This is a genomic window from Arthrobacter sp. NPDC058192, assembly GCF_042883665.1.
GTDB lineage: Bacteria > Actinomycetota > Actinomycetes > Actinomycetales > Micrococcaceae > Arthrobacter.
On the sequence record NZ_JBHVVJ010000013.1, the window covers coordinates 83,639 to 104,429 of the forward strand.

17 protein-coding genes are annotated in these 20,791 nt (G+C 66.9%); 12 read left to right on the plus strand and 5 right to left on the minus strand.

Annotated features, from left to right (window positions below):
• Positions 1 to 65: 65 nt before the first annotated feature.
• The 9 genes from pdxT to ACFVVK_RS14105 all read left to right on the plus strand — a co-directional run bounded on the left by pdxT (position 66) and on the right by ACFVVK_RS14105 (position 10,248).
• The gene (pdxT, locus tag ACFVVK_RS14065) at positions 66 to 767 is read left to right on the plus strand and encodes a pyridoxal 5'-phosphate synthase glutaminase subunit PdxT (protein WP_390267906.1); all 702 of its coding nucleotides are present in this window, start codon (positions 66 to 68) and stop codon (positions 765 to 767) included.
• 3 nt (positions 768 to 770) lie between these two features.
• On the plus strand, positions 771 to 1,526 hold the full coding sequence (locus ACFVVK_RS14070) for a YebC/PmpR family DNA-binding transcriptional regulator (RefSeq protein WP_390267909.1): 756 nt from the start codon (positions 771 to 773) through the stop codon (positions 1,524 to 1,526).
• A 48-nt stretch (positions 1,527 to 1,574) separates the two neighbouring features.
• Complete coding sequence (ruvC, locus tag ACFVVK_RS14075) at positions 1,575 to 2,153, plus strand: crossover junction endodeoxyribonuclease RuvC (RefSeq protein WP_390268068.1); 579 nt, start codon at positions 1,575 to 1,577, stop codon at positions 2,151 to 2,153.
• A gap of 161 nt (positions 2,154 to 2,314) precedes the next feature.
• On the plus strand, positions 2,315 to 2,959 hold the full coding sequence (gene ruvA / locus ACFVVK_RS14080; protein ID WP_390267912.1) for a Holliday junction branch migration protein RuvA: 645 nt from the start codon (positions 2,315 to 2,317) through the stop codon (positions 2,957 to 2,959).
• A complete protein-coding gene (gene ruvB / locus ACFVVK_RS14085; RefSeq protein WP_390267915.1) occupies positions 2,952 to 4,088 on the plus strand; it encodes a Holliday junction branch migration DNA helicase RuvB in 1,137 nt (378 codons plus the stop codon). Before ruvA ends, ruvB begins: the two co-directional genes overlap by 8 nt.
• A gap of 212 nt (positions 4,089 to 4,300) precedes the next feature.
• Complete coding sequence (gene yajC, locus ACFVVK_RS14090; protein ID WP_390267918.1) at positions 4,301 to 4,744, plus strand: preprotein translocase subunit YajC; 444 nt, start codon at positions 4,301 to 4,303, stop codon at positions 4,742 to 4,744.
• A gap of 105 nt (positions 4,745 to 4,849) precedes the next feature.
• Positions 4,850 to 6,622: a protein translocase subunit SecD gene (secD, locus tag ACFVVK_RS14095; protein WP_390267921.1), complete on the plus strand. Its 1,773-nt coding sequence runs from the start codon at positions 4,850 to 4,852 to the stop codon at positions 6,620 to 6,622.
• The gene (gene secF / locus ACFVVK_RS14100) at positions 6,623 to 7,642 is read left to right on the plus strand and encodes a protein translocase subunit SecF (RefSeq protein WP_390267924.1); all 1,020 of its coding nucleotides are present in this window, start codon (positions 6,623 to 6,625) and stop codon (positions 7,640 to 7,642) included.
• Positions 7,643 to 7,890: 248 nt separating this feature from the next.
• Positions 7,891 to 10,248, plus strand: a complete 2,358-nt coding sequence (locus tag ACFVVK_RS14105) for a RelA/SpoT family protein (RefSeq protein WP_390268071.1) — start codon at positions 7,891 to 7,893, stop codon at positions 10,246 to 10,248.
• A 26-nt stretch (positions 10,249 to 10,274) separates the two neighbouring features.
• Here ACFVVK_RS14105 and ACFVVK_RS14110 read toward each other — a convergent pair whose 3' ends face one another.
• From ACFVVK_RS14110 to ACFVVK_RS14120, 3 genes are all read right to left on the minus strand, one after another.
• Positions 10,275 to 11,006 (minus strand): hypothetical protein, encoded by a 732-nt coding sequence (locus tag ACFVVK_RS14110; RefSeq protein WP_390267927.1) that lies wholly within the window; start codon positions 11,004 to 11,006, stop codon positions 10,275 to 10,277.
• A 95-nt stretch (positions 11,007 to 11,101) separates the two neighbouring features.
• A complete protein-coding gene (locus tag ACFVVK_RS14115) occupies positions 11,102 to 12,751 on the minus strand; it encodes a DUF349 domain-containing protein (RefSeq protein WP_390267929.1) in 1,650 nt (549 codons plus the stop codon).
• A 58-nt stretch (positions 12,752 to 12,809) separates the two neighbouring features.
• Positions 12,810 to 13,616: a peptidylprolyl isomerase gene (locus tag ACFVVK_RS14120; protein ID WP_390267931.1), complete on the minus strand. Its 807-nt coding sequence runs from the start codon at positions 13,614 to 13,616 to the stop codon at positions 12,810 to 12,812.
• 273 nt (positions 13,617 to 13,889) lie between these two features.
• On the opposite strand from ACFVVK_RS14120, the gene hisS reads away from it, so the two are divergent.
• Positions 13,890 to 15,230, plus strand: a complete 1,341-nt coding sequence (gene hisS / locus ACFVVK_RS14125; protein WP_390267933.1) for a histidine--tRNA ligase — start codon at positions 13,890 to 13,892, stop codon at positions 15,228 to 15,230.
• A gap of 22 nt (positions 15,231 to 15,252) precedes the next feature.
• Here the strand turns inward: hisS and ACFVVK_RS14130 are convergent, their stop codons facing one another.
• On the minus strand, positions 15,253 to 16,572 hold the full coding sequence (locus ACFVVK_RS14130; RefSeq protein WP_390267935.1) for an APC family permease: 1,320 nt from the start codon (positions 16,570 to 16,572) through the stop codon (positions 15,253 to 15,255).
• A 110-nt stretch (positions 16,573 to 16,682) separates the two neighbouring features.
• On the opposite strand from ACFVVK_RS14130, the gene aspS reads away from it, so the two are divergent.
• Both aspS and ACFVVK_RS14140 read left to right on the plus strand, forming a co-directional pair.
• The gene (aspS, locus tag ACFVVK_RS14135; RefSeq protein ID WP_390267938.1) at positions 16,683 to 18,497 is read left to right on the plus strand and encodes an aspartate--tRNA ligase; all 1,815 of its coding nucleotides are present in this window, start codon (positions 16,683 to 16,685) and stop codon (positions 18,495 to 18,497) included.
• Positions 18,498 to 18,589: 92 nt separating this feature from the next.
• A complete protein-coding gene (locus tag ACFVVK_RS14140) occupies positions 18,590 to 19,402 on the plus strand; it encodes a GNAT family N-acetyltransferase (protein WP_390267941.1) in 813 nt (270 codons plus the stop codon).
• Between the two features lie 524 nt (positions 19,403 to 19,926).
• On the opposite strand, the gene ACFVVK_RS14145 is transcribed toward ACFVVK_RS14140, so the two are convergent.
• Complete coding sequence (locus ACFVVK_RS14145) at positions 19,927 to 20,736, minus strand: phosphotransferase enzyme family protein (RefSeq protein WP_390267944.1); 810 nt, start codon at positions 20,734 to 20,736, stop codon at positions 19,927 to 19,929.
• Positions 20,737 to 20,791 lie beyond the last annotated feature (55 nt).

The window sequence follows — 20,791 nt, forward strand, 5'->3', positions numbered from 1 at the left end:
TGGAACCTGGACGCCCGGTGCGGCCGTATGCGTTCCGGGCACGCGCGGCGCATTATGCTGAGGAGATGACCACCCTCTCTTATTCCCGTGAATCACGCGTGGGAACAGGCCTCCGGATCGGTGTCCTGGCGCTACAGGGCGATTTCCGGGAGCACCTGCGAGCAGCGGAAGCAATGGGCGCCACAGGCCTCGGAATCCGGCGGCCGGCCGAACTCGACGGCATTGACGGACTGATTATTCCGGGCGGTGAATCCACGGCCATCGACAAGCTGGCGCGAGCCTTCGAGCTCACGGATCCGCTGCGCAAACTGATCGCCGACGGACTCCCCGTCTACGGCTCATGCGCCGGCATGATCCTGCTCGCCGACGAGATCGCAGACCCGGCAACGGACCTCGCCGGCAACCCGCAGCAGACCTTCGGCGGGCTCGACATCACGGTGCGCCGCAACGCGTTCGGCCGGCAGCGCGAGTCCTTTGAGACGGACCTCGACTTCAAGGAGTTGGAGTTCAGCGCGGCAGACGGCGAAGTCGCTCCCGTCCACGCCGTCTTCATCCGCGGGCCCTGGGTAGAGCGCGCAGGCGACGGCGTCGAGGTCCTCGCGCAGGTGGAGCCGTCCAAGGCGGCCCACCCCGAATCCCTCGACGGGACGGCTAGAATTGTTGCAGTGCGTTCCGGCAAGCTGCTGGCCACCTCCTTCCACCCGGAAGTGACGGGGGAGAAGCGCGTGCATGAACTGTTTATTCGAATGATCAGAGGAGAAGCGTAAAGCATGTCAGGCCACTCCAAATGGGCAACGACCAAGCACAAAAAGGCCATCATTGACAGCCGCCGGGCCAAGTCGTTCGCCAAGCTGATCAAGAACATCGAAGTTGCCGCGCGGATGGGCGGCCCGGACCTCGCGGGCAACCCGGGCCTGGAACTTGCCGTCACGAAGGCCAAGAAGACCTCCGTCCCCAACGACAATATCGACCGCGCCATCAAGCGCGGCGCCGGGCTTACCGGCGAGGTCGTGGACTACACCGAGATCATGTACGAATGCCGCGGCCCCCAGGGCTCGGCGCTGCTGATCGAGTGCCTCACGGACAACAAAAACCGTGCCGCCTCCGAGGTCCGCCTGGCCATTTCCCGCAACGGCGGCACCATCGCCGATCCCGGCTCGGTCAGCTACCTCTTCACGCGCAAGGGTGTGGTTTCGCTGCCCAAGAACGGCCTCACCGAGGATGACCTGCTGATGGCCGTCCTGGACGCGGGTGCGGAGGAAGTCAAGGACAACGGCGACAGCTTCGAGATCCACTCCGAGCCGACCGACCTGCAGGCCATCCGCGATGCGCTCAAGGAAGCCGGGATTGAATACGACACCGACGAGGCCGAATTCGTGCCCTCGATGGAGGTGCCGCTGGATGTCGACGCCGCTAAGAAGTTCATGAAGCTCGTGGACGCCCTGGAGGACCTCGACGACGTCCAGAACGTCTACAGCAACGCCGACCTCAGCGACGAAGTGCAGGCCGCACTGGAAGCCGAGTGACCCGGTCACCACGACGTGACTTTGAGGCCCGGTCTTGACGGCCCGACCTTGACGCTGCGCGTCTTGGGGGTTGACCCGGGCCTCACCCGCTGCGGCATCGGCGTCGTCGACGTCGAAAAGAACCGGCGTGCCACCATGGTTGACTTCGGTGTGGTGGGAACCTCACCAGAGGAGAGCCTGGACCAGCGGCTGCTCGTCATCGCCACTTCCATCGACGACTGGCTGGACCGGTACGAACCGCACGTCCTCGCCGTGGAGCGGGTCTTTTCCCAGCTCAACGTCAGCACCGTCATGGGCGTTGCCCAGGCCTCCGGCGTCGTCATTGCGGCCGCCGCCCGCCGCGGCATCCCGGTGGCGCTCCACACGCCGTCCGAAGTCAAGGCCGCGGTAACGGGCAGCGGCACCTCCAACAAGGACGCCGTGACGAAGCTGGTAACCAAGATCCTCCGGCTGGATGCGCCGCCGCGCCCCGCCGACGCCGCCGACGCCCTGGCCCTGGCCATCACCCACGCCTGGCGGGCCGGCAGCGGCGCCGCCGTCTCGACGACGGGCCCGGGAAGCCAGTCGCTCACCCCGGCCCAGCGGGCGTGGGCGGACGCGGAGGCCAAGGCGCGCCGCGCGCGCTAATGTCCGCCTGTACCCCCCATGGAACTTGGTAGGGTATTCGTAGATATGTTCGGACGATTGGGTCGCCGGCCGGCTTGTCATCTGGTTCGTGGTTGCGGATCGCAGCAAGCCGTACACCCCCCATCTGAAGACACACCAAGCTGTAGACCAGGAGCCAGGCCTTGATCAGTTTTCTTCGCGGAACCGTAGCGCACGTAGGCCTGTCCTCCGCTGTGATCGACCTCAACGGCGCCGGCATGAGCGTCAACGCCACGCCGCAGACGCTCAGCAGCCTCCACGTGGGGGAAGAGGGGAAGCTGTTCACGTCTCTGATTGTGCGCGAGGACTCGTTGACCCTGTTCGGCTTTGCGAGCGACGACGAACGTGTTGTGTTTGACGTCCTGCTCAGCGTCAGCGGCGTCGGACCCCGCCTGGCCCTGGCCGTGCTGGCCGTCCACGAACCCGAAGCCATCCGCGTGGCCGCCCACTCCGGCGATGGCAAGGCCTTCACGAAGGTCCCCGGCATCGGCCCCAAGGTGGCTGGCCGTATTGTGCTGGAACTCGCCGGCAAGCTCGTCCCGCACGGCACGGCCGGGGCGTCGGTGCCGCAGGTTTCCGCGGAGTCCGTGTGGAAGCCGCAGGTCGTCGCGGCCATGACCAGCCTTGGCTGGTCCGAGAAGGACGCGGCCGCCAGCATTGACAAGTCCCTCGCCGATTCCCCGGATTTGGCCGCGGCCGGCAACGTGGCGGAGATCCTCCGCGCTACGCTGCGGTGGCTCGGGCAGGACGGCGCCCGCGCCGGAAACCGGGTAGGCGCGCGTGGCTGAGCCGTCCATTGTTGCCGGGGGAGAGGAGCCGGAGGAGCGCGCTATTGAAGCCGCCCTGCGGCCCAAGAACCTGCACGACTTCGTGGGCCAGCACCGGGTCCGGAAGCAGTTGTCCCTCGTCCTTGAGGCCTCGCGCATGCGGGGCCGCAGCGCGGACCATGTATTGCTCTCCGGCCCTCCGGGCCTGGGAAAGACCACGCTGTCGATGATCATCGCCGCGGAAATGAACGTTCCGCTGCGGATCAGCAGCGGGCCGGCCATCCAGCACGCGGGCGACCTCGCGGCCATCCTGTCCTCGCTCTCTGAAGGCGAAGTCCTCTTCCTGGACGAGATCCACCGCATGTCCCGGCCGGCCGAGGAAATGCTGTACATGGCCATGGAGGACTTCCGCGTGGACATCGTCGTCGGCAAGGGCGCCGGCGCAACCGCCATCCCGCTCGAGCTGCCGCCGTTCACGCTGGTGGGCGCCACCACGCGCGCCGGTCTGCTCCCCGGACCGCTGCGTGACCGTTTCGGTTTCACCGGCCACCTCGAGTTTTATTCAGTCGAAGAGCTGGAGCTCGTCCTGCGCAGGTCCGCGGGCCTGCTGGACCTGAAGGTCAATTCGGCGGGATTCAGCGAGATCGCCGGACGGTCCCGGGGCACGCCCCGCATCGCCAACCGGCTCCTGCGACGGGTGCGGGACTGGGCACTCGTGCACGGCATCGAGCAAATTGATGCCCGAGCGGCGTCCGCGGCCTTGGACATGTACGAGGTGGACAAGCGCGGGCTGGACCGGCTGGACCGGTCCGTTCTGGAAGCCCTTATTACCAAGTTCGGCGGAGGACCGGTGGGCCTTTCCACGCTGGCGATCGCCGTCGGCGAGGAAACAGAGACCGTGGAAACCGTCGCCGAGCCGTACCTCGTCCGTGAGGGGCTGCTCGGCCGGACGCCCCGGGGCCGCATCGCCCTGGCCCCTGCATGGACACACCTGGGCTTCGCCGTGCCCGCGGGAGTCTTTGGGCAAGATCCCCTGGAGCTGTTCCAATCCGACGAGCGGGGCGACGGGACGCCAGGCAACCCCGGCGGAGAAATCGGCGCAGAATTCGGCGACGAAACTGGTCCGGAACGGTTCCGTTATAGCAGCTAGCACCGTTCTTTCAGCTTTTCCCTTTAGACTGGTATGACGCTCGGCACGTCCGGGTTTGTTTCCGTGGGCGGAGAGTAGGTAGCCGCCGGCGGCGGGGGATGGTCTCGCGGACAGGGTTCCGTGGCGGCTCGTGCCCCGCGCCGCCCGGAGCAAACGGACGTTGCTGAAAAACAGCTATGCAAGTACAGAACGGAACAATCCCCTTGGATCCAATGACAATTCTCCTGTTCGTCATGCTCGGTGTGTTCGTCTTCATGATGTTCCGACGGAACAAGAAGACCCAGCAGCAGCAGACCCAGCTCCAGTCCAAGTTCGGGCCTGGCGTCGAGGTTATGACGAGCTTCGGACTGTTCGGCCGGATCGTCGACATCGACGAGGCCGAGAACAAGGTCACGCTCGAGCTGTCCCCGGGCAATACCGCCACTGTCCACCGCCAGGCTGTCACCAAGATTGTGGAGCCGGTAGCGGCGGCGGAGGAGCCGACAGTTGTTCCCCACGACGCTTCCTCGCTGACCACGGAGGACTCCGTGACCACTGACAACTCACTGACCATGGAGAAGACGGACAGCGCCGCCCCTCTTAACGAAGCGCCCCGGACCGAAACCCCCGAGGAAACCTTGCGCCGACTCAACGACGAGGGCAAGAAAGACAGCTAGTCTGCCTACCTGGGCTATCCCGCGAAGCAACGGTTGCGGGCATCCGCTGGCGGGGCCAAGTGCCCCCGCCGGCGGATCCGCCGTCAATAAATAGAAAGATCGACAATGGCACGAACTGGCCCCAAACACTCAGCCATCAGAACGTTGGTATGGCTTGGCGTACTCATCGCCGCCATGACCGCCGTTCTGGCGGGCGGCACCATTGCCGGCCAGGCCGGGTGGACTCCCAAGCTCGCCCTGGACCTCGAAGGCGGCACCCAGATGATTCTGGCGCCCAAGGTTGAGGGCGGTTCGGGTATTACCGAAGATCAGCTGAACCAGGCCGTGGCGATCATTCGTCAGCGCGTCGACGGCTCCGGCGTTGCCGAAGCTGAGATCAGCACGCAGTCCGGCCGCAACGTCGTTGTCAGCCTTCCGGGAACTCCTGCCAAGGAGACCCGTGCGCTGATCCAGGCTTCCGCGGACATGAATTTCCGCCCCGTTCTCCAGACGGGCGCCGGCGCCGCAGTCCCCGCAGCATCACGTACGCCGGAAGGCCAAATACCCAAACCGACGGCCGCGCCGGCGAACAGCAGCGACACAAACTGGATTACCCCCGCGATCTACAAGCAGTTTGAGGCACTTGACTGCGACAACCCGTCGCAGGACAAGCAGCAGCGGTCCGATCCGACGAAGCCGCTGGTGACCTGTGAGCCTGCGTCGGCCAAGTCACCTGCCATCAAATACATCCTGGGCCCGGTTGAAGTGAAGGGCTCGAACATCAAGTCCTCCTCCTTCCAGTTGCAGCGCGGCGCCCAGGGCGCCGTGACCAACGAATGGGCCGTCAACATTCAGTTCGACGAGGCGGGCACCGCCAAGTTCAAGGACGTCACACAGCGCCTGTACCAGTTCTACGCCGCCGGCGGCGGCGAGACGGGTTCCGATCCGAAGGCCCAGTTCGCCATCGTCCTGGACGACCAGGTCATCTCCGCCCCGCGTTCCCTCGCCGTCATCACTGATGGCCGCCCGCAGATCACGGGCGGGTTTACCGAGGAATCCGCGAAGGCCCTTTCCGACCAGCTTCGCTTCGGCGCCCTGCCGATCAGCTTCGAAATCCAGAGCGAACAGCAAATCTCGGCAACCCTTGGCGGGGAGCAGCTCCGCATGGGCATGCTCGCCGGCCTGATCGGCCTGCTGCTCGTGGTGGTCTACTCGCTGTTCCAGTACCGAGCCCTTGGCTTCGTGACTGTCGCATCCCTGGTGATCGCCGGAGTGTTGACGTTCCTTGCCATCGCCATCCTCGGCTGGACCGAGAACTACCGGCTTTCGCTCGCCGGCGTGGCTGGCCTGATCGTCGCCATCGGCCAGACGGCGGACTCCTTCATCGTCTACTTCGAACGCATCCGCGACGAACTTCGCGAAGGCCGCGGCCTGGTCTCTGCCGTGGAGAACGGCTGGAAGCGGGCCAAGCGCACCGTCCTGGCGTCCAAGGCCGTAAACCTCCTCGCCGCCGTCGTGCTGTTCTTCGTGGCGGTGGGCAACGTCCGCGGCTTCGCCTTCACCCTCGGCCTCACCGCCATCGCCGACCTCATCGTCGTCTTCATGTTTACCCACCCCACCCTGCAGCTGCTGGCCCGGACCAAGTTCTTCGGCGAAGGCCACCGGTTCTCGGGTCTTGACCCGAAGCGCCTCGGTGCCGTCCCGCTGTACCGTGGGGCCGGCCGGCTCCGTACCCCGGAGGACAAGCCCGTGCTGGTGCGGGCGAAGAATTCCGGAGCCGCGGCAGAGGCGGAGCGCCGGATGACGATCGCCGAACGACGACTCGCGGAAAAGCAGGAGCAGGCAAAGCAGGGGCAGCTCGCCGGGTCCTCCAAGATCACATCCCAGGAGGGCAAGTAAATGGTCAACTTCTCAACGTTCGGCAATGAGCTGTATACGGGCAAGCGCTCCTACGACTTTGTCGGTTACAGGAAGGTCTGGTTCCTGATTGCCGGGATCGCGGTCGCCCTGTCGATCCTGATCCCGGTCGCCAAGGGCGGCTTCAACCTTGGCATCGAGTTCCGCGGCGGCTCCGAGTTCACCGTCTCCAACGTGACGTCCACCGAGGCATCCCGCGGCGAGAAGGCCGTTCAGCAAGTCGTGCCGGGCGCCGTGCCCCGCGTGGCCAACGTCGCCGGCAACACCATGCGCATCCAGACGGACAAGCTCAGCGACGACGAGACACTGCAGATCAAGGAAGGCCTCACCAAGGCCTACGGCGTGACGGAGAACGAGGTCACCTCCACCTTTGTCGGCCCCACCTGGGGCGCCGACGTCACCAAGCAGGCCCTGATCGGCCTGGCAACCTTCGTCGGCCTGGCTGCCGTACTGATGGCGCTCTACTTCCGGACCTGGAAGATGTCGCTCTCGGCCCTCGTCGGGATGGTCGTCACGATGTTCATTACCGCCGGTGTTTACGGGCTCAGTGACTTCGAAGTGACACCGTCGGCGATTATCGGCTTCCTCACCGTGCTCAGCTACTCCCTGTATGACACCGTGGTGGTGTTCGACAAGATCCGCGAGAACACGTCGGAGATCCAGGCATCCACCCGGCGGACGTTCGCCGAAGAGGTCAACCTCGCCATCAACCAGACCCTGGTCCGCTCCATCAACACCATGGTGGTGGCGATCCTGCCGGTTGGCGCCATCCTCTTCATCGGTGCCGGGCTGCTGGGCGCCGGAACCCTGCGGGACCTGTCCCTGGCGCTGTTTGTGGGCATCCTGGTTGGCACCGCCGCGACGATCTTTATCGCGGCACCGCTGTACGCCGCGTTGCGGCAAGGCGAACCTGACCTGGTCAAGCAGGCCAAGCGCGTGGAGCAGCGGCGCGCGGACGCGGCCGCCAAGGCTGGCGCGCAGGCAACGGCCGCGCCGGCCTGAGTCCACCCCTCGCGGGACGGTCTGATGCCCCGGGTGGCGGGGCACCCCATGCCCCTGCTGCCCTTAACGGTCCGCCCTTGAACGGTCCATCGACGGGCTGGAGAACGTCCTGAGGACGGTCTTCGGCCCGTCTCCGCATTCCGGCGGGTTATCGAAGTATCCTGCCGCGGGAATACACTTGAATAATTAAACCGGTCGCGAGAGGTGCTCCATTGGAAGAACGTTCGACGCCGGTGCCGGTGGCACCTGTGGACAAGGGCCCAGGCCAGGGTCATCCGACTGGCTTGGTGGCTCCCGGACGTCCCGATGTGCCAGTACCTGTCGGCAACACCGGCGCCCGGCCAACGTTTCCGGGCCGGCGTGAACGCACGAGGTCGCGCCTTGCTCGGCTGACGGGCCGCGGGGCGCCCGCCTATTCCCCCATCCTGGAGCCGCTGCTGCGCACCGTGCGCGCCAACAATCCCAAAGAAGACTTCGACCTCATCCAGCGCGCCTTCCTGGTGGCCGAACGCTGCCACCGTGGACAGAAACGCAAGAGCGGCGACCCGTACATCACGCACCCGGTGGCGGTCGCCACCATCCTCGCCGAACTGGGGCTCAGCGGCACCACCCTCGCCGCAGCCTTGCTGCACGACACCGTCGAGGACACCTCCTACACCCTGGCCGACCTCAAGGCTGAATTCGGCCCGGAAGTGGCCATGTTGGTGGACGGCGTCACCAAACTGGACAAGGTCAGCTTCGGCGAGGCGGCCCAGTCCGAGACCGTCCGCAAGATGGTCGTGGCCATGGCCAAGGACATCCGCGTCCTGATGATCAAACTCGCCGACCGGCTGCACAACGCCCGTACCTGGCGTTTCGTCTCGGCTGAATCCTCGGCGCGCAAGGCCCGCGAGACCCTGGAAATCTTCGCGCCGCTGGCCCACCGGCTCGGTATGAACACCATCAAGTGGGAGCTGGAGGATCTGTCCTTTGCGGCCCTCTATCCCAAGGTGTACGAGGAAATCGTGCGGATGGTGGGGGACCGGACCCCGGAGCGCGAGAAGAACCTGGCCGTCATCCGCAACCAGATCACCGAGGACCTTCGGGCCGCGAAGATCAAGGCCACGATCACCGGCCGGCCCAAGCACTACTACTCGATCTACCAAAAGATGATCGTCCGCGACAAGGACTTCGACGACATCAACGACCTCATGGGCGTCCGCGTCCTGGTCGACTCCGTCCGGGACTGTTACGCGGCGCTGGGCGCGATGCACTCACGCTGGAACCCCCTGCCCGGGCGGTTCAAGGACTACATCGCGATGCCCAAGTTCAACATGTACCAGTCGCTGCACACCACGGTGATCGGTCCGGGCGGCAAGCCGGTGGAAATCCAGATCCGGACGCATGAGATGCACCGCCGGGCCGAGTACGGCGTCGCCGCACACTGGAAGTACAAGGACCAGCCGAACCGGACCGCGGCGGGCCCGGGCAGCCCGCGCGACGGCGACATGGGCTGGCTGCGCTCCTTGGTCGACTGGCAGCAGGAAACCTCGGACCCGGGCGAGTTCCTCGATTCGCTGCGCTTTGAAATCAACGCCCGCGAAGTGTTCGTCTTCACCCCCAAGGGCGAGGTCATGGCCCTTCCGGCGGGCTCCACCCCGGTGGACTTTGCCTACGCCGTGCACACCGAGGTGGGCCACCGGACCATCGGCGCCCGCGTCAACGGCAAGCTCGTGCCGCTCAACAGCGAACTGAACCATGGCGACTGGGTCGAGATCTTCACGTCCAAGGCAGAGGGTGCCGGCCCCAGCCAGGACTGGCAGCACTTCGTAAAGAGCGCCCGGGCCCGGAACAAGATCCGGCAGTGGTTCAGCAAGGAACGCCGCGAGGAAGCGATCGACCGCGGCAAGGACCTGCTGACCAAGGCGATGCGGAAGCAAAACCTCCCGCTGCAGCGACTGATGACCCATGACGCCCTCGCCGCGATCGCCGAGGACTTCAAGTACACGGACATCTCAGGACTCTACGCGGGTGTCGGTGACGGACACACGTCCGCGCAGTCCGTCATGGAACGCCTGGTCGAGAGCCTCGGCGGGAACGAGCACCCGGACGACAATCTCTCCGAGGTCTCCATCCCCACGCAGGTCAGCAAGGCCCGGTTCTCCGATTCCGGGGTTGTGGTCCGCGGCGTAGACGATGTCTGGGTGAAGCTGGCCCGGTGCTGTACACCCGTGCCGCCGGACCCGATCCTGGGGTTCGTCACGCGCGGCTCAGGGGTGTCGGTGCACCGGACCGACTGCACGAACGTCAGCGGCCTGATGGACCAGCCGGACAGGATTGTGGAAGTGGACTGGGCACCCACGCAGTCCAGCGTCTTCCTCGTGGAGATCCAGGTCGAAGCCCTGGACCGCAAGTCGCTGCTCTCGGACGTCACCCGCGTGCTCTCGGACAACCACGTCAACATCCTGGCGGCCAGTGTGCATACCTCCACGGACCGGGTCGCGATCTCCAAGTTTGCCTTCGAGATGGGCGATCCGAAGTACCTCAGCCACGTGCTCAGCGCCGTCCGCCGGATCGACGGCGTCTTCGACGTGTACCGCACCACCGGCAACCGCCGCCGCAACTAGCCAACCTAACCAACCCAGACCGGCTCCTACGAGGACGGATTATCCGGGGACCGTTCCTTTGGTGATGGCTCCACCGGCGGCCCCTCCGGGGGCAGTTCATTCAGGGGCGGCGCCAGGGCGCTGAGCTTGGCCAGTGCCGCCCTCCTGTGTGGGACGCGGGGGCTGGCCTCAATCGCGAGCCTGAGTAGCCGGAGCCGAACGCCCAGCTCGGGTCTGGCCAGGAAAGCGCTCAGGACTGGCGCGGCGCGTTCCGCCTCCACGTGCAGGGCGACGTCCAGCGCGGTTCGCAGCGGGCTGGTCACCATCAAGCCTCCCATGCTGACCACGTCGAACGGCCCCAAACGCACTTCATGGAACGTGCAGCCGCGCACGGACCTGAGGCTGGATATGCGCCGGTTGGCATCGACCAGCAGTGCCAGGCGGTCAGGTTCGGCGGCGCAGCCGTAAATCCAAGCGGCTGTCATCCGCCCCGCCACCACCCGCTGCCGGATCGCCGGCGCCACGGCAAGGGCCGCGGCGCGGGCCCGCAACTGCGGGCTGGCAGGGGCGCCGGGCGGCAGGTAGCCGCGCTGGTACAGCTGCGTCAGCACGCCGTCGGCGGCCATGGCTTGCAGTTCCGGCCAGGAAAACAGGGCACCGGGGGAGTAGAGCTCGCATTGCCCCAGTCCCTGGGCCCTTGGCTCCCCGCCCTGAGCCCTCGGACCCTGCCCCCGCGTGGGGCCCGGACCCGGAGCGGGAGCGCGGGGCATGAGTACCATTCCGCCATCGTTGCCGCTTACCCGCACACAGAACAGGCCCCGGTCCGGTCATGTGGATAAACCGGAACGGGGCCTGAGTTGGCTGCCTGACGTGCTTAGGCGAGTTCGCTCGCCGAACGCTCGAGCTGCTCCAGCCAGGCCTGCCTCGCCTCGAGGGCTTCCTTGGCTGACTTGATCTTGCGCTCGTCGCCAGCCTTCTCGGCCTTTGCCAAGTCTTCCTTGAGGCCGGCAATGGCAGCTTCCAGCTGGGTCAGCGCGCTGTTGGTGCGCGCCTTCGTCTCAGGGTTGGAACGCTTCCAGTTCTCGTCCTCGGCCTCACGGACGGCGTCCTCGACCTTCCGGAGGCCCGCTTCGATGCGGCCCATGTCGGCACGCGGAACCTTGCCGGCTTCTTCCCAGCGGTCGCGGATGGACTGCAGCGCCTTCTTGGCGGCTGCGAGGTCCTTGATCGGCAGGAGCTCATTGGCCTCGGCCAAGAGCGCTTCCTTGACGACGAGGTTCGCGCCGTATTCCTGGTCGATCTCGTCGTTGGCTGCCTGCCGGTTGGTGAAGAAGACATCCTGCGCGGCGCGGAACCGCGCCCACAGGGCATCGTCGTCCTTGCGGCTGGCGCGGGGGGACGCTTTCCAGTCCTCCATCAGGCGGCGGTACTCGCCGGCGGCAAAGCCCCAGTCCGTCGATGAGGACAACGCCTCGGCCTCGGCAATGAGTTTTTCCTTGGCAGCCTTGGCTGCAGAATTGGTGCTGTCCAGCTGGGAGAAGTAGGCGCGACGGTGCCGGTCGAAGACCGTGCGGGCGGCGCGGAACCGCTTCCACAGGGCGTCCTCGTTGCTGCGGCCAAGCCGGACGCCGCTCTTCTGCGCCGTCTTCCAGCTTTCGAAGAGTTCGTTCATCCGGGCGCTGGAAGTCTTCCACTGGATCTGCGCCGGATCATGCCCGGCGATCTCCTCGGCCTCGGCCACGATGGCCTCGCGGGCGGCGAGTTCGGCGGCGCGGACGGCATCGTGTTCGGCCTTCTCGGCCTTCTCAAGCTCGCCGATCTGCGTCACGAGGGCGTCCAGCCGGGCCTCCGCGGAGCGGAAGTCACCCACCATATTCCGTTCGGCGAGCTGCTCCCGCAGGTGCGTAACGGTCTTCTGCATGTCCGTGGTGGGTGCCTTGGAGCTGACGCGCTGTTCAAGCAGGTCGATCTGGGCCACAACGTCGTCGAACTTCCGGGCGAAGTACCCCAGCGCCTCGTCGGCGCTGACCCCCGGGTACTGGCCGACGGGGTATTCCGTGCCGTCAATAGTCAGGAATACGTGGCCGTCGTCCTCCGCCCGGCCCCAGCGGGCTGCTTCGGCCAGTGAGGCTGCGGAGGACACGGCCGCCGGCGCGGGAGCCGGAGCGGCCGGGGACGGCTTGGCCTTGGGGCGGGCGGCGAATGCTGCCGGAGTCGGCGCGGGCCGGGGGGCCGGCGCCGGGCGCGGGGACGGCGTGGGAGCAGCAGCGGCCGGCGCGGCGGCTGGCGCGGCTTCTTCGGCCGGCTCAGCGGCAGGCGCGGCTTCTTCGGCCGGCTCGGCAGCCTCGGCGGCGTCGCTCGTGGCCGGCTCCGCAGTCTCAGCCGCGGCCGGCGCCGTCTCGCCGGCTACATCGCCGGACGCGTCCGGGGCAGCGCCAGCACCCTGGGCCAGGGTTGCCTCGGCTTCGGTTTCGTTGGCAGCAGCTGCTGCCAATGTTTCGTCGGATTTCTGACTCTCTGTCACCGCTAGAAGTCTTTCGCTTGGAGGGATACCGGACCACGGCCTTCAGGGCCGCGGCTGGTCACTTCAGTGAGAACGAGTCTATCGTGACTGGTTCCACAGGTGCGCCGTCGGTGGCGCTCCCGCCCGGTTTAAGTCCGGCGGCGGCGATCCTGCTCACCACGTCGAGCCCGGACGTCACCTTGCCCACCACCGTGTAGCCGCCAGCGGCATCGGCCGGAATGACCGTGTCCTTGTACACGATGAAGAACTGCGTTCCGTTGCTGTTGGCGTTGCCGCTGGTCCGGGCCACGGCGATCGTTCCCGCGGGGTACTTGTTGTCCGCCGGGGCGTTTTCCACCGGACCCCAGACGTAGGACGGATCGCTGCTGCCGTTGCCGGACTTGGAACCGCACTGCAGGACACCAAAGTTTTCGGCCGTGGTCAGCCGGTGGCAATTGAGGCCCTTGTAGAAGTTTTGGTCGGCCAGGGACTTGAAAACGGCCGCGGCCTGCGGAGCCTTCGTGCCATCGAGCTCAACGCCCAACGCGCCGCCATTCAGTTTCAGTTCGCCGGTAAAGGTCTTGCCCGCGGCGGTATCCGCTTTGGGGATGTTGGCGGCATTCGTCGCGGCAGCAGTCGCCGTGGCGGACGCTGACGGGCTCGCTAGTCCCTCCTGCGCGGCAGTGACCTCTTCTTCGGTCGGGTTTGAAGAAAAGACGGTGAGCTGCATGATCAGGGCCAGGGCAATCGCCCCTGCGCCGGCGCTGACAGCCAGAACGTTGTCACGCTTGCGGCGCTTGTCCTGGTCCCGGCGCAGACCGCGCCTGGCCTCCATCTGCTGGACGCGCCGCTTCGCCTCGCGGGCGCTGCGTGAACTGGGCGCCAATGGTCCTCCTGGTTGTAAGGCCGTGACCGCAACGGGCGGTGGGCGCCGTCGCGGTTACAGCTGCAAGCTGCCGGCAGTCCGCCGGGCCGGTCCCGTTGGAAGAAGCGGGCGCCGAACGCATAAACTGACTGCCGCACACAGTTTATGCACGACTGGCCGGTCTGCCGCCTATCTTCATTGCGTTTCGACAGAGAATGACCGAAGAAGACCGCGCCCGAAGATGCTGCGTCGCAACGACACACAGCAGTAGCAACTAGAGGAGAAAATTTCACCATGGCACGCACAGCCTCCCTGTCAGGATTCCCCGAGTGGCTTCCCGAGGAGCGGCTGGTGGAACTCCATGTGCTGGACACGCTGCGCCGCACATTTGAGCTCCATGGTTTCTCCTCGATCGAAACCCGTGCCGTGGAGACTGTCGGCCAGTTGCTGCGCAAGGGCGAAATCGACAAAGAGGTTTATGGCCTCAGCCGTCTCCAGGACGAGGAAGACGCAACGCCGAAGACCGATCACCATGCCTTGGCCCTCCACTTCGACCTCACCGTGCCGTTCGCGCGCTACGTCGTCGAAAACGCCGGGTACCTGGCGTTTCCGTTCCGCCGCTACCAGATCCAGAAGGTCTGGCGCGGCGAGCGTCCGCAGGAGGGACGCGCCCGCGAGTTCACCCAGGCGGACATCGATGTTGTGGGCGACGGCGACCTGCCGTTCCGCTACGACGTCGAGATCGCGCTGGTGATCGCCGAAGCCCTGAGCGCCCTGCCGATCCCCGACTTCCTGCTCCGGATCAACAACCGCAAGCTGGCCGAAGGTTTCTACACCGGGATCGGCCTGACGGACACCCCGGGCGTGCTGCGCAGCATCGACAAGCTGGAAAAGGTCGGGGCCGCAAAGGTTGCCGAGCTGCTCAAGGAAGAGCTGGGAGCCACCGACGAGCAGGCGCAGGCCGCCCTCAAACTCGCCGGGATCCGGACCAAGGACACGTCCTTCGTGGCACAGGTGCGGGCGCTGGGCGTCAGCAACGAGCTGCTCGAGGAGGGCCTGAACGAACTGGAGCAGGTCATCGCCGCCGCCGTCCAGCACGCCCCCGGGAGGGTGGTTGCCGACCTCAGCATCGCGCGCGGACTCGACTACTACACGGGCACCGTGGTGGAAACGGTCCTGGTGGGGCATGAGCAGCTGGGCTCCATCTGCTCCGGCGGTCGCTACGACGCGCTAGCCAGTAAAGGCAACCGCAAGTTCCCCGGCGTCGGGCTGTCCATCGGCGTGACCCGGCTGGTATCCCGGATTCTCAGTCAGGACCTCGCGAAAGCCTCGCGGTCTGTTCCGACGGCCGTGCTGGTGGCGCTGAACGATGACGAGAGCTGGGCAGCCGCACAGGACGTCGCCGCCCAGCTGCGCAGCCGCGGCATCTCCACCGAAGTCGCGGCGAAGGCGGAGAAATTCGGCAAGCAGATCAAGTTCGCGGACCGCCGCGGCATTCCCTTCGTCTGGTTCACTGACGACGACGGCAAGCACCAGGTCAAGGACATCCGCTCGGGCGAGCAGTACGACGCCGACCCGGCCACGTGGGCGCCGTCGGAGGAGGACCTGCACGTGCGGGTCACCACCGCGAACTAATTCCTTACACTGAACTGGTTCCTTACTGGGTACGGCGCCGCCGCAGGACGAGGAACCTCCCGGCCACTCCGGCGGCCAGCACCCCGGCCATGACCAGCATGGAGGCCGGCGGGAGCGTCACGGCCAGGACCACGCAGCCGAGGAAGCCCAGCACATTGAGCCAGCGCGGGGCGTGCCACGGCCGGCCGGGAAGGGTAAAGGCGGCGGCGTTGGCCACGGCGTAATAGATCAGCACGCCGAAGCTGGAAAACCCGACCACGGTCAGCACGTCGCGGGTCAGCAGCAAGATGATGACGACGGCGGCGACGGCCAGTTCTGCGACCAACGGGACGGTGTGGGCGCCGCCCACCCGGGCCAGCGGGGCGGGCAGGTCACGTTCCCTGGCCATCGCCAGGGTGGTCCTGCCTACCCCTGCGATCAGGGCCAGAAGCGCGCCAAGACAGGCGGCGGCTGCGCCGGCCTGGATGAAAGGGGCTCCGGCGCTGAGCCGGGAGTGCTCCACCGCGTCCAGCAGCGGCGCCGTCGAGCCCGCCAACTGCTGCGGCGGCAGGTGCCATTGCAGCAGGACGGCCAGTCCCAGGTAAATCACGAAGGCCCCGGCCAAGGCGGCTAGGATGGCGCGCGGGATGGTGCGGGCCGGATCCTTGACCTCCTCGCCCAGCGTGGCGACCCGGGCGTAGCCCGCGAACGCGAAAAACATCAGTCCCGCCGCCGGAAGGACGCCCCAGCCACCGGTCGTCGGTGCCGCTAGCGGCGCAAGCTCCCCGGCCGCGCCGGGGGCGCCTTCCGGGTGCGGGCCCAGCAGCGACGCCACTGCCACGAACACGAGCGTGGCCAGCACGACGGCGAGGAGGATTCTGGTCAGCAGCGCGGTCCGCGTGATGCCAAGCAGGTTGACGCCGGTGAGCACCACGACGGCGCCGATAGCCAGCGGCGTGGCGTAGGCCGGGGCGGCGTAGTGCCCGAACGTGAGCGCCATCGCCGCACAGGACGCCGTCTTGCCCGTCACGAAACCCCAACCCGCGATGAAGCCGGGCCACTCGCCCAACTGCCTGCGTCCATACACGTACGTGCCGCCGCTGGCGGGGTACTTGGCCGCCAGCTGCGCCGACGCGACGGCGTTGCAGTAAGCGATCACGCCCGCCACGGCCACGGCGAGATTGAGCAGCGGCCCGGCCAGGGCGGCGGCGGGGGAGAACACCACAAACACGCCCGCGCCGAGCATGGAACCGAGGCCGATCGCCGTCGAGTCCACCGCGCCGAGGCGGCGCTTGAGCCGCTGCTGGCCGGCGTGGCCGCCCGGCGGCATGCCGGGCGGGGTTCCGTGACGCCGGCTTGCCATGGCGGGAGGGGCCTTTCCAACGGGTAAACTCGAACGGGATCGTTCCTGCAGCGATCCTAAATCAGCATCACTTTTGATTTTCCCTCTTGTCTTCTTCAGAAAGGCGTGCTGTGCTGCGCACACATGACCTCGGATCCCTTCGCTCCGAGCACATTGGACAAACCGTAACCCTGGCCGGGTGGGTCGGCCGGCGTCGTGACCACGGTGGTGTCGCATTCGTTGACCTGCGTGATGCGTCCGGCGTCGCCCAGGTTGTCGTCCGCGAAGAGGAGGTCTTCCACGGCCTGCGCAACGAATACGTGCTGCAGATTGTCGGTACCGTCTCCCAGCGTCCCGAAGGCAACGAGAACCCGGCGCTTCCCACTGGTGAGATCGAGGTCATGGCCGAGAAGGTCACCATCCTCAACACCTCCGACCCGCTGCCGTTCCAGATCGACGAGCACGTTGAAGTGGGCGAGGAAGCCCGCCTCAAGCACCGCTACCTGGACCTGCGCCGCCCCGGCCCCGCCCGCAACCTGCGCCTGCGTTCGGAGGCGAACCGCGTGGCCCGCGAGCTGCTCCACCAGGACGGCTACGTGGAAATCGAGACCCCCACGCTGACCCGTTCGACGCCGGAAGGCGCCCGTGACTTCGTGGTCCCCGCACGTCTCGCACCGGGGTCCTGGTATGCGCTGCCGCAGTCCCCGCAGCTGTTCAAGCAGCTTCTGCAGGTGGGCGGCTTCGAAAAGTACTACCAGATTGCCCGCTGCTACCGGGATGAGGACTTCCGCGCGGACCGCCAGCCGGAATTCACCCAGCTTGATATCGAAGCCAGCTTCGTCGAGCAGGACGACATCATCCGCCTCGGCGAAAGCATCGTGAAGGCACTCTGGAAGCTCATCGACGTCGAGATCCCGACGCCGATCCAGCGCATCACCTACCACGACGCGATGGCCCGTTACGGTTCGGACAAGCCGGACCTGCGCTTCGGCCTGGAGCTCACCGAGCTGACCGAGTTCTTCAAGGACACCAACTTCGGCGTCTTCAAGGCGCCCTACGTCGGTGCCGTCGTCATGCCCGGCGGCGCCTCCCAGGCCCGCCGCGCCCTCGACGCCTGGCAGGAATGGGCCAAGCAGCGCGGCGCCAAGGGCCTGGCGTACGTCCTGTACAAGGAGGACGGCGAACTCGCCGGCCCCGTGGCCAAGAACCTGACCGACACCGAGCGTGCCGGCCTCGCCGACGCCGTCGGCGCCAAGCCCGGCGACTGCATCTTCTTCGCAGCCGGCGAGAAGACCCCGTCGCGTGCCCTCCTGGGCGCTGCCCGCGTGGAAATCGGCCACCGCACCGGCCTGATCAACCCTGCGGACTGGGCCTTCTGCTGGGTCGTGGACGCGCCGATGTTCGAACCCGCCGCAGCCGCAGTGGCCTCCGGTGACGTCGCCGTCGGCACCGGCAAGTGGACCGCAGTGCACCACGCGTTCACCTCGCCCAAGCCGGAGTACCTGGACAGCTTCGACCAGGATCCGGAGTCGGCGCTCTCCTATGCCTACGACATTGTCTGCAACGGCAACGAAATCGGCGGCGGCTCCATCCGTATCCACGAACGCGACGTCCAGGAACGGGTCTTCGAGCTCATGGGCCTGGACAAGGCCGATGCCCAGACCAAGTTCGGCTTCCTGCTCGAGGGCTTCAAGTTCGGCGCGCCCCCGCACGGCGGCATCGCCTTCGGCTGGGACCGCGTAGTCGCGCTGCTGGCCGGCGTGGAGTCCATCCGCGACGTCATCGCGTTCCCGAAGTCCGGCGGCGGCTTCGACCCGCTGACCCAGGCGCCCGCTCCGATCACCGCGCAGCAGCGCAAGGAGGCCGGCGTGGACTTCAAACCGGAAGCGAAGAAAGCCGCGCCGAAGGCAGAAGACGGCAAGAAGGACGAGGACGGCACCAAGTAGGCTGACGTCTAGATCAGGAAAGGCTCTCCGGGGAACCGGGGAGCCTTTCCTGTCAGTGAACTACGGAACGAATGCTGGGCGGAGGAGATCCCATGGAACCGGAATCGAAGCCGGCGTTTGAAGCACTGATGGACAGTGCGTGGCCCGCCGACGAGCGGGAGGAGTCCGGCGGCTGGGTGCTCCGCGCTGCCGCCGGCGTGACGCAACGGGCCAACTCCGTCTGGCCCCGGGAACCCGGCGGCGACCACCACCGGGTTCTGGCCACGCTCCGGGAGGCGCGCCTCTGGTACCGGACCCGCCGACTGCCGCTGATTTTCCAGGTGTTCGACAACCCGCGCTACGGGCCGCTGAACGCCGTCCTGGACGAGGAAGGGTTTACCCGGCAGTCCGAAACGCTGGTGCTGGTCCGGAGCGGCGGCACGGATTCACCGGCGACCGATCCCGGCGTCGAAATCGCTGCGGAGCCCTCCGCGGAGTGGCTGCGGCTGTGGTGGAGCGTGGACGGCCGCGGGAACGAAACTGCCCTCGCCGTCGCCCGGGGGATCCTCGAACGCTGCCCCTCGCTGTATGCCCTCGTCCGGGACGACGACGGCGTACCCGCCGCCGTCGGACGCCTTGCCTTGCTTCCCGGCGCTGCTGGTGGCGTTGGTGCCGGCGCTGCTGCGGGCACGGGCGGGCTGTACTGCATGGCCACGCGAGCGGACGCCCGCAGGCGCGGGCACGGCTCGCGGGTCCTGCAGGGTCTGCTGCGTGCAGGTGATGTCCAAGGCCTCGGCAGTTACTGGCTGCTGGTGACGGCCGCCAATGCCGGGGCCCGGGAACTCTACGCGCGCGCCGGCTTCCAGGCAGCGGGCCGGTACCTCTACCGGCAGGAACGGCCGAAGCGGCACCTGACCGGCTGCTGACGTCGCGTACCGCGCCGTTTCGACGGTTCCGTGCCCAGTAGACGTTTCGCAGCTCGAAACGGCAGGGAACCGGAACCTACCGGCCGGGCTGTGTCTCCTTGGCGGGCCGGTGAGCAAGTACGACCGCCTGAGGCGTGTTCTCGAGGGGACCGGGCTGGCGTGTCATCTGGGCGGTCACGTTGAAGCCCGCCGCCGTCAGATGTCCGGCGATAATCTCAGGTGTGAAGAGGTGCGCCGTCATCGACACGTCGTGCCCGTAGGCGCGCGAGAGATGCCGATGGCCTTCGCCCGCCTGGAAGCCGAGCAGGACGTAACAACCGGGTCATGCGGCCAGTCCCGCAGCCGGCATCGACCACCGGCCGGGTATTTCCCGCGGCCACGTGGGAGGCGAACGCTTCAATCATGCCGCGGTCCGTCGGTGCCTCGAAGCTGGCATCAGGCAGCAATTCCGCGTAGCTCCCTGCCACCGCGTCGTAGGCTGACCGGATGCTGTCGAGGCGATCATGGACATTCATCTGGACAGGCTACCGGGGTGGCTGGGTTCCGCTCTCATTCAGGGTGGCGCGCCGGCGGGGGCCGGAATGCGTGCCATTCGGAAGGCCGGCAGCAAGGGCACGGGCGTTGTCGCGATCGCGGCGGTACATCGCGGAGTGGTCGAGGAAATCGGATCGTCCTGTCGCTGCCGCGCGCCCGTCGGTGAATACGGCCAGCTCGTCGAGCCGGATCGCGAGGGTTTCAAAGACGTCCCGGTGCCCAAACTCGACGCCATATGCCTTGATCAAGGCGTCAAGCCGCGGCCATCTGTCATTTTCGCCCGGGGCATCCTCGCCACCGTTTTCTCCCAGCGGCACGAGCCGGTAGGCGAGGTAGGCGAAGTCCCAGATTCTCGGACCCGGTGAGGCGGTATCGAAGTCGATGAGCCCCACCAGTTGTCCATCGCGGAAGACCATGTTGTACGGCGCGGCGTCGTTATGGCACACGACTTCTACCGGGTGATGGGTCGGCAACTGCCACTGGAGGTCCGCCCGGGCAAGCCCGGCGCCGGCGTCGTGGGTGCGTCGCAGCAGTGTCCCGGCGCCGTGCAGGATCGACGGATCCCACACCCACTGCGGCAGCGGGTAGTGCGCCGCGTCGCCCGGCAGGAACGTAAGGATCTCCCGGCCGTCTTCGTCGATGCCGAGGACCTCCGGCACCTCGGTGACGCCCGCGGCTCGAAGGGCGTCGAGGAGCGCATGCACGGCGGGCGTCCACGGCCCGGTGCTTCGCCGCACCGTGTGGCCGACCCTCGTCACGAGGGTCGAGTTGCCGCCGGCCAGGAGCTCTTCGTCATCCACGGGTCCAATCTAACCCGGGGCCTCCAAACAGGAGCGCGGCCGCGGCACCCTGCCT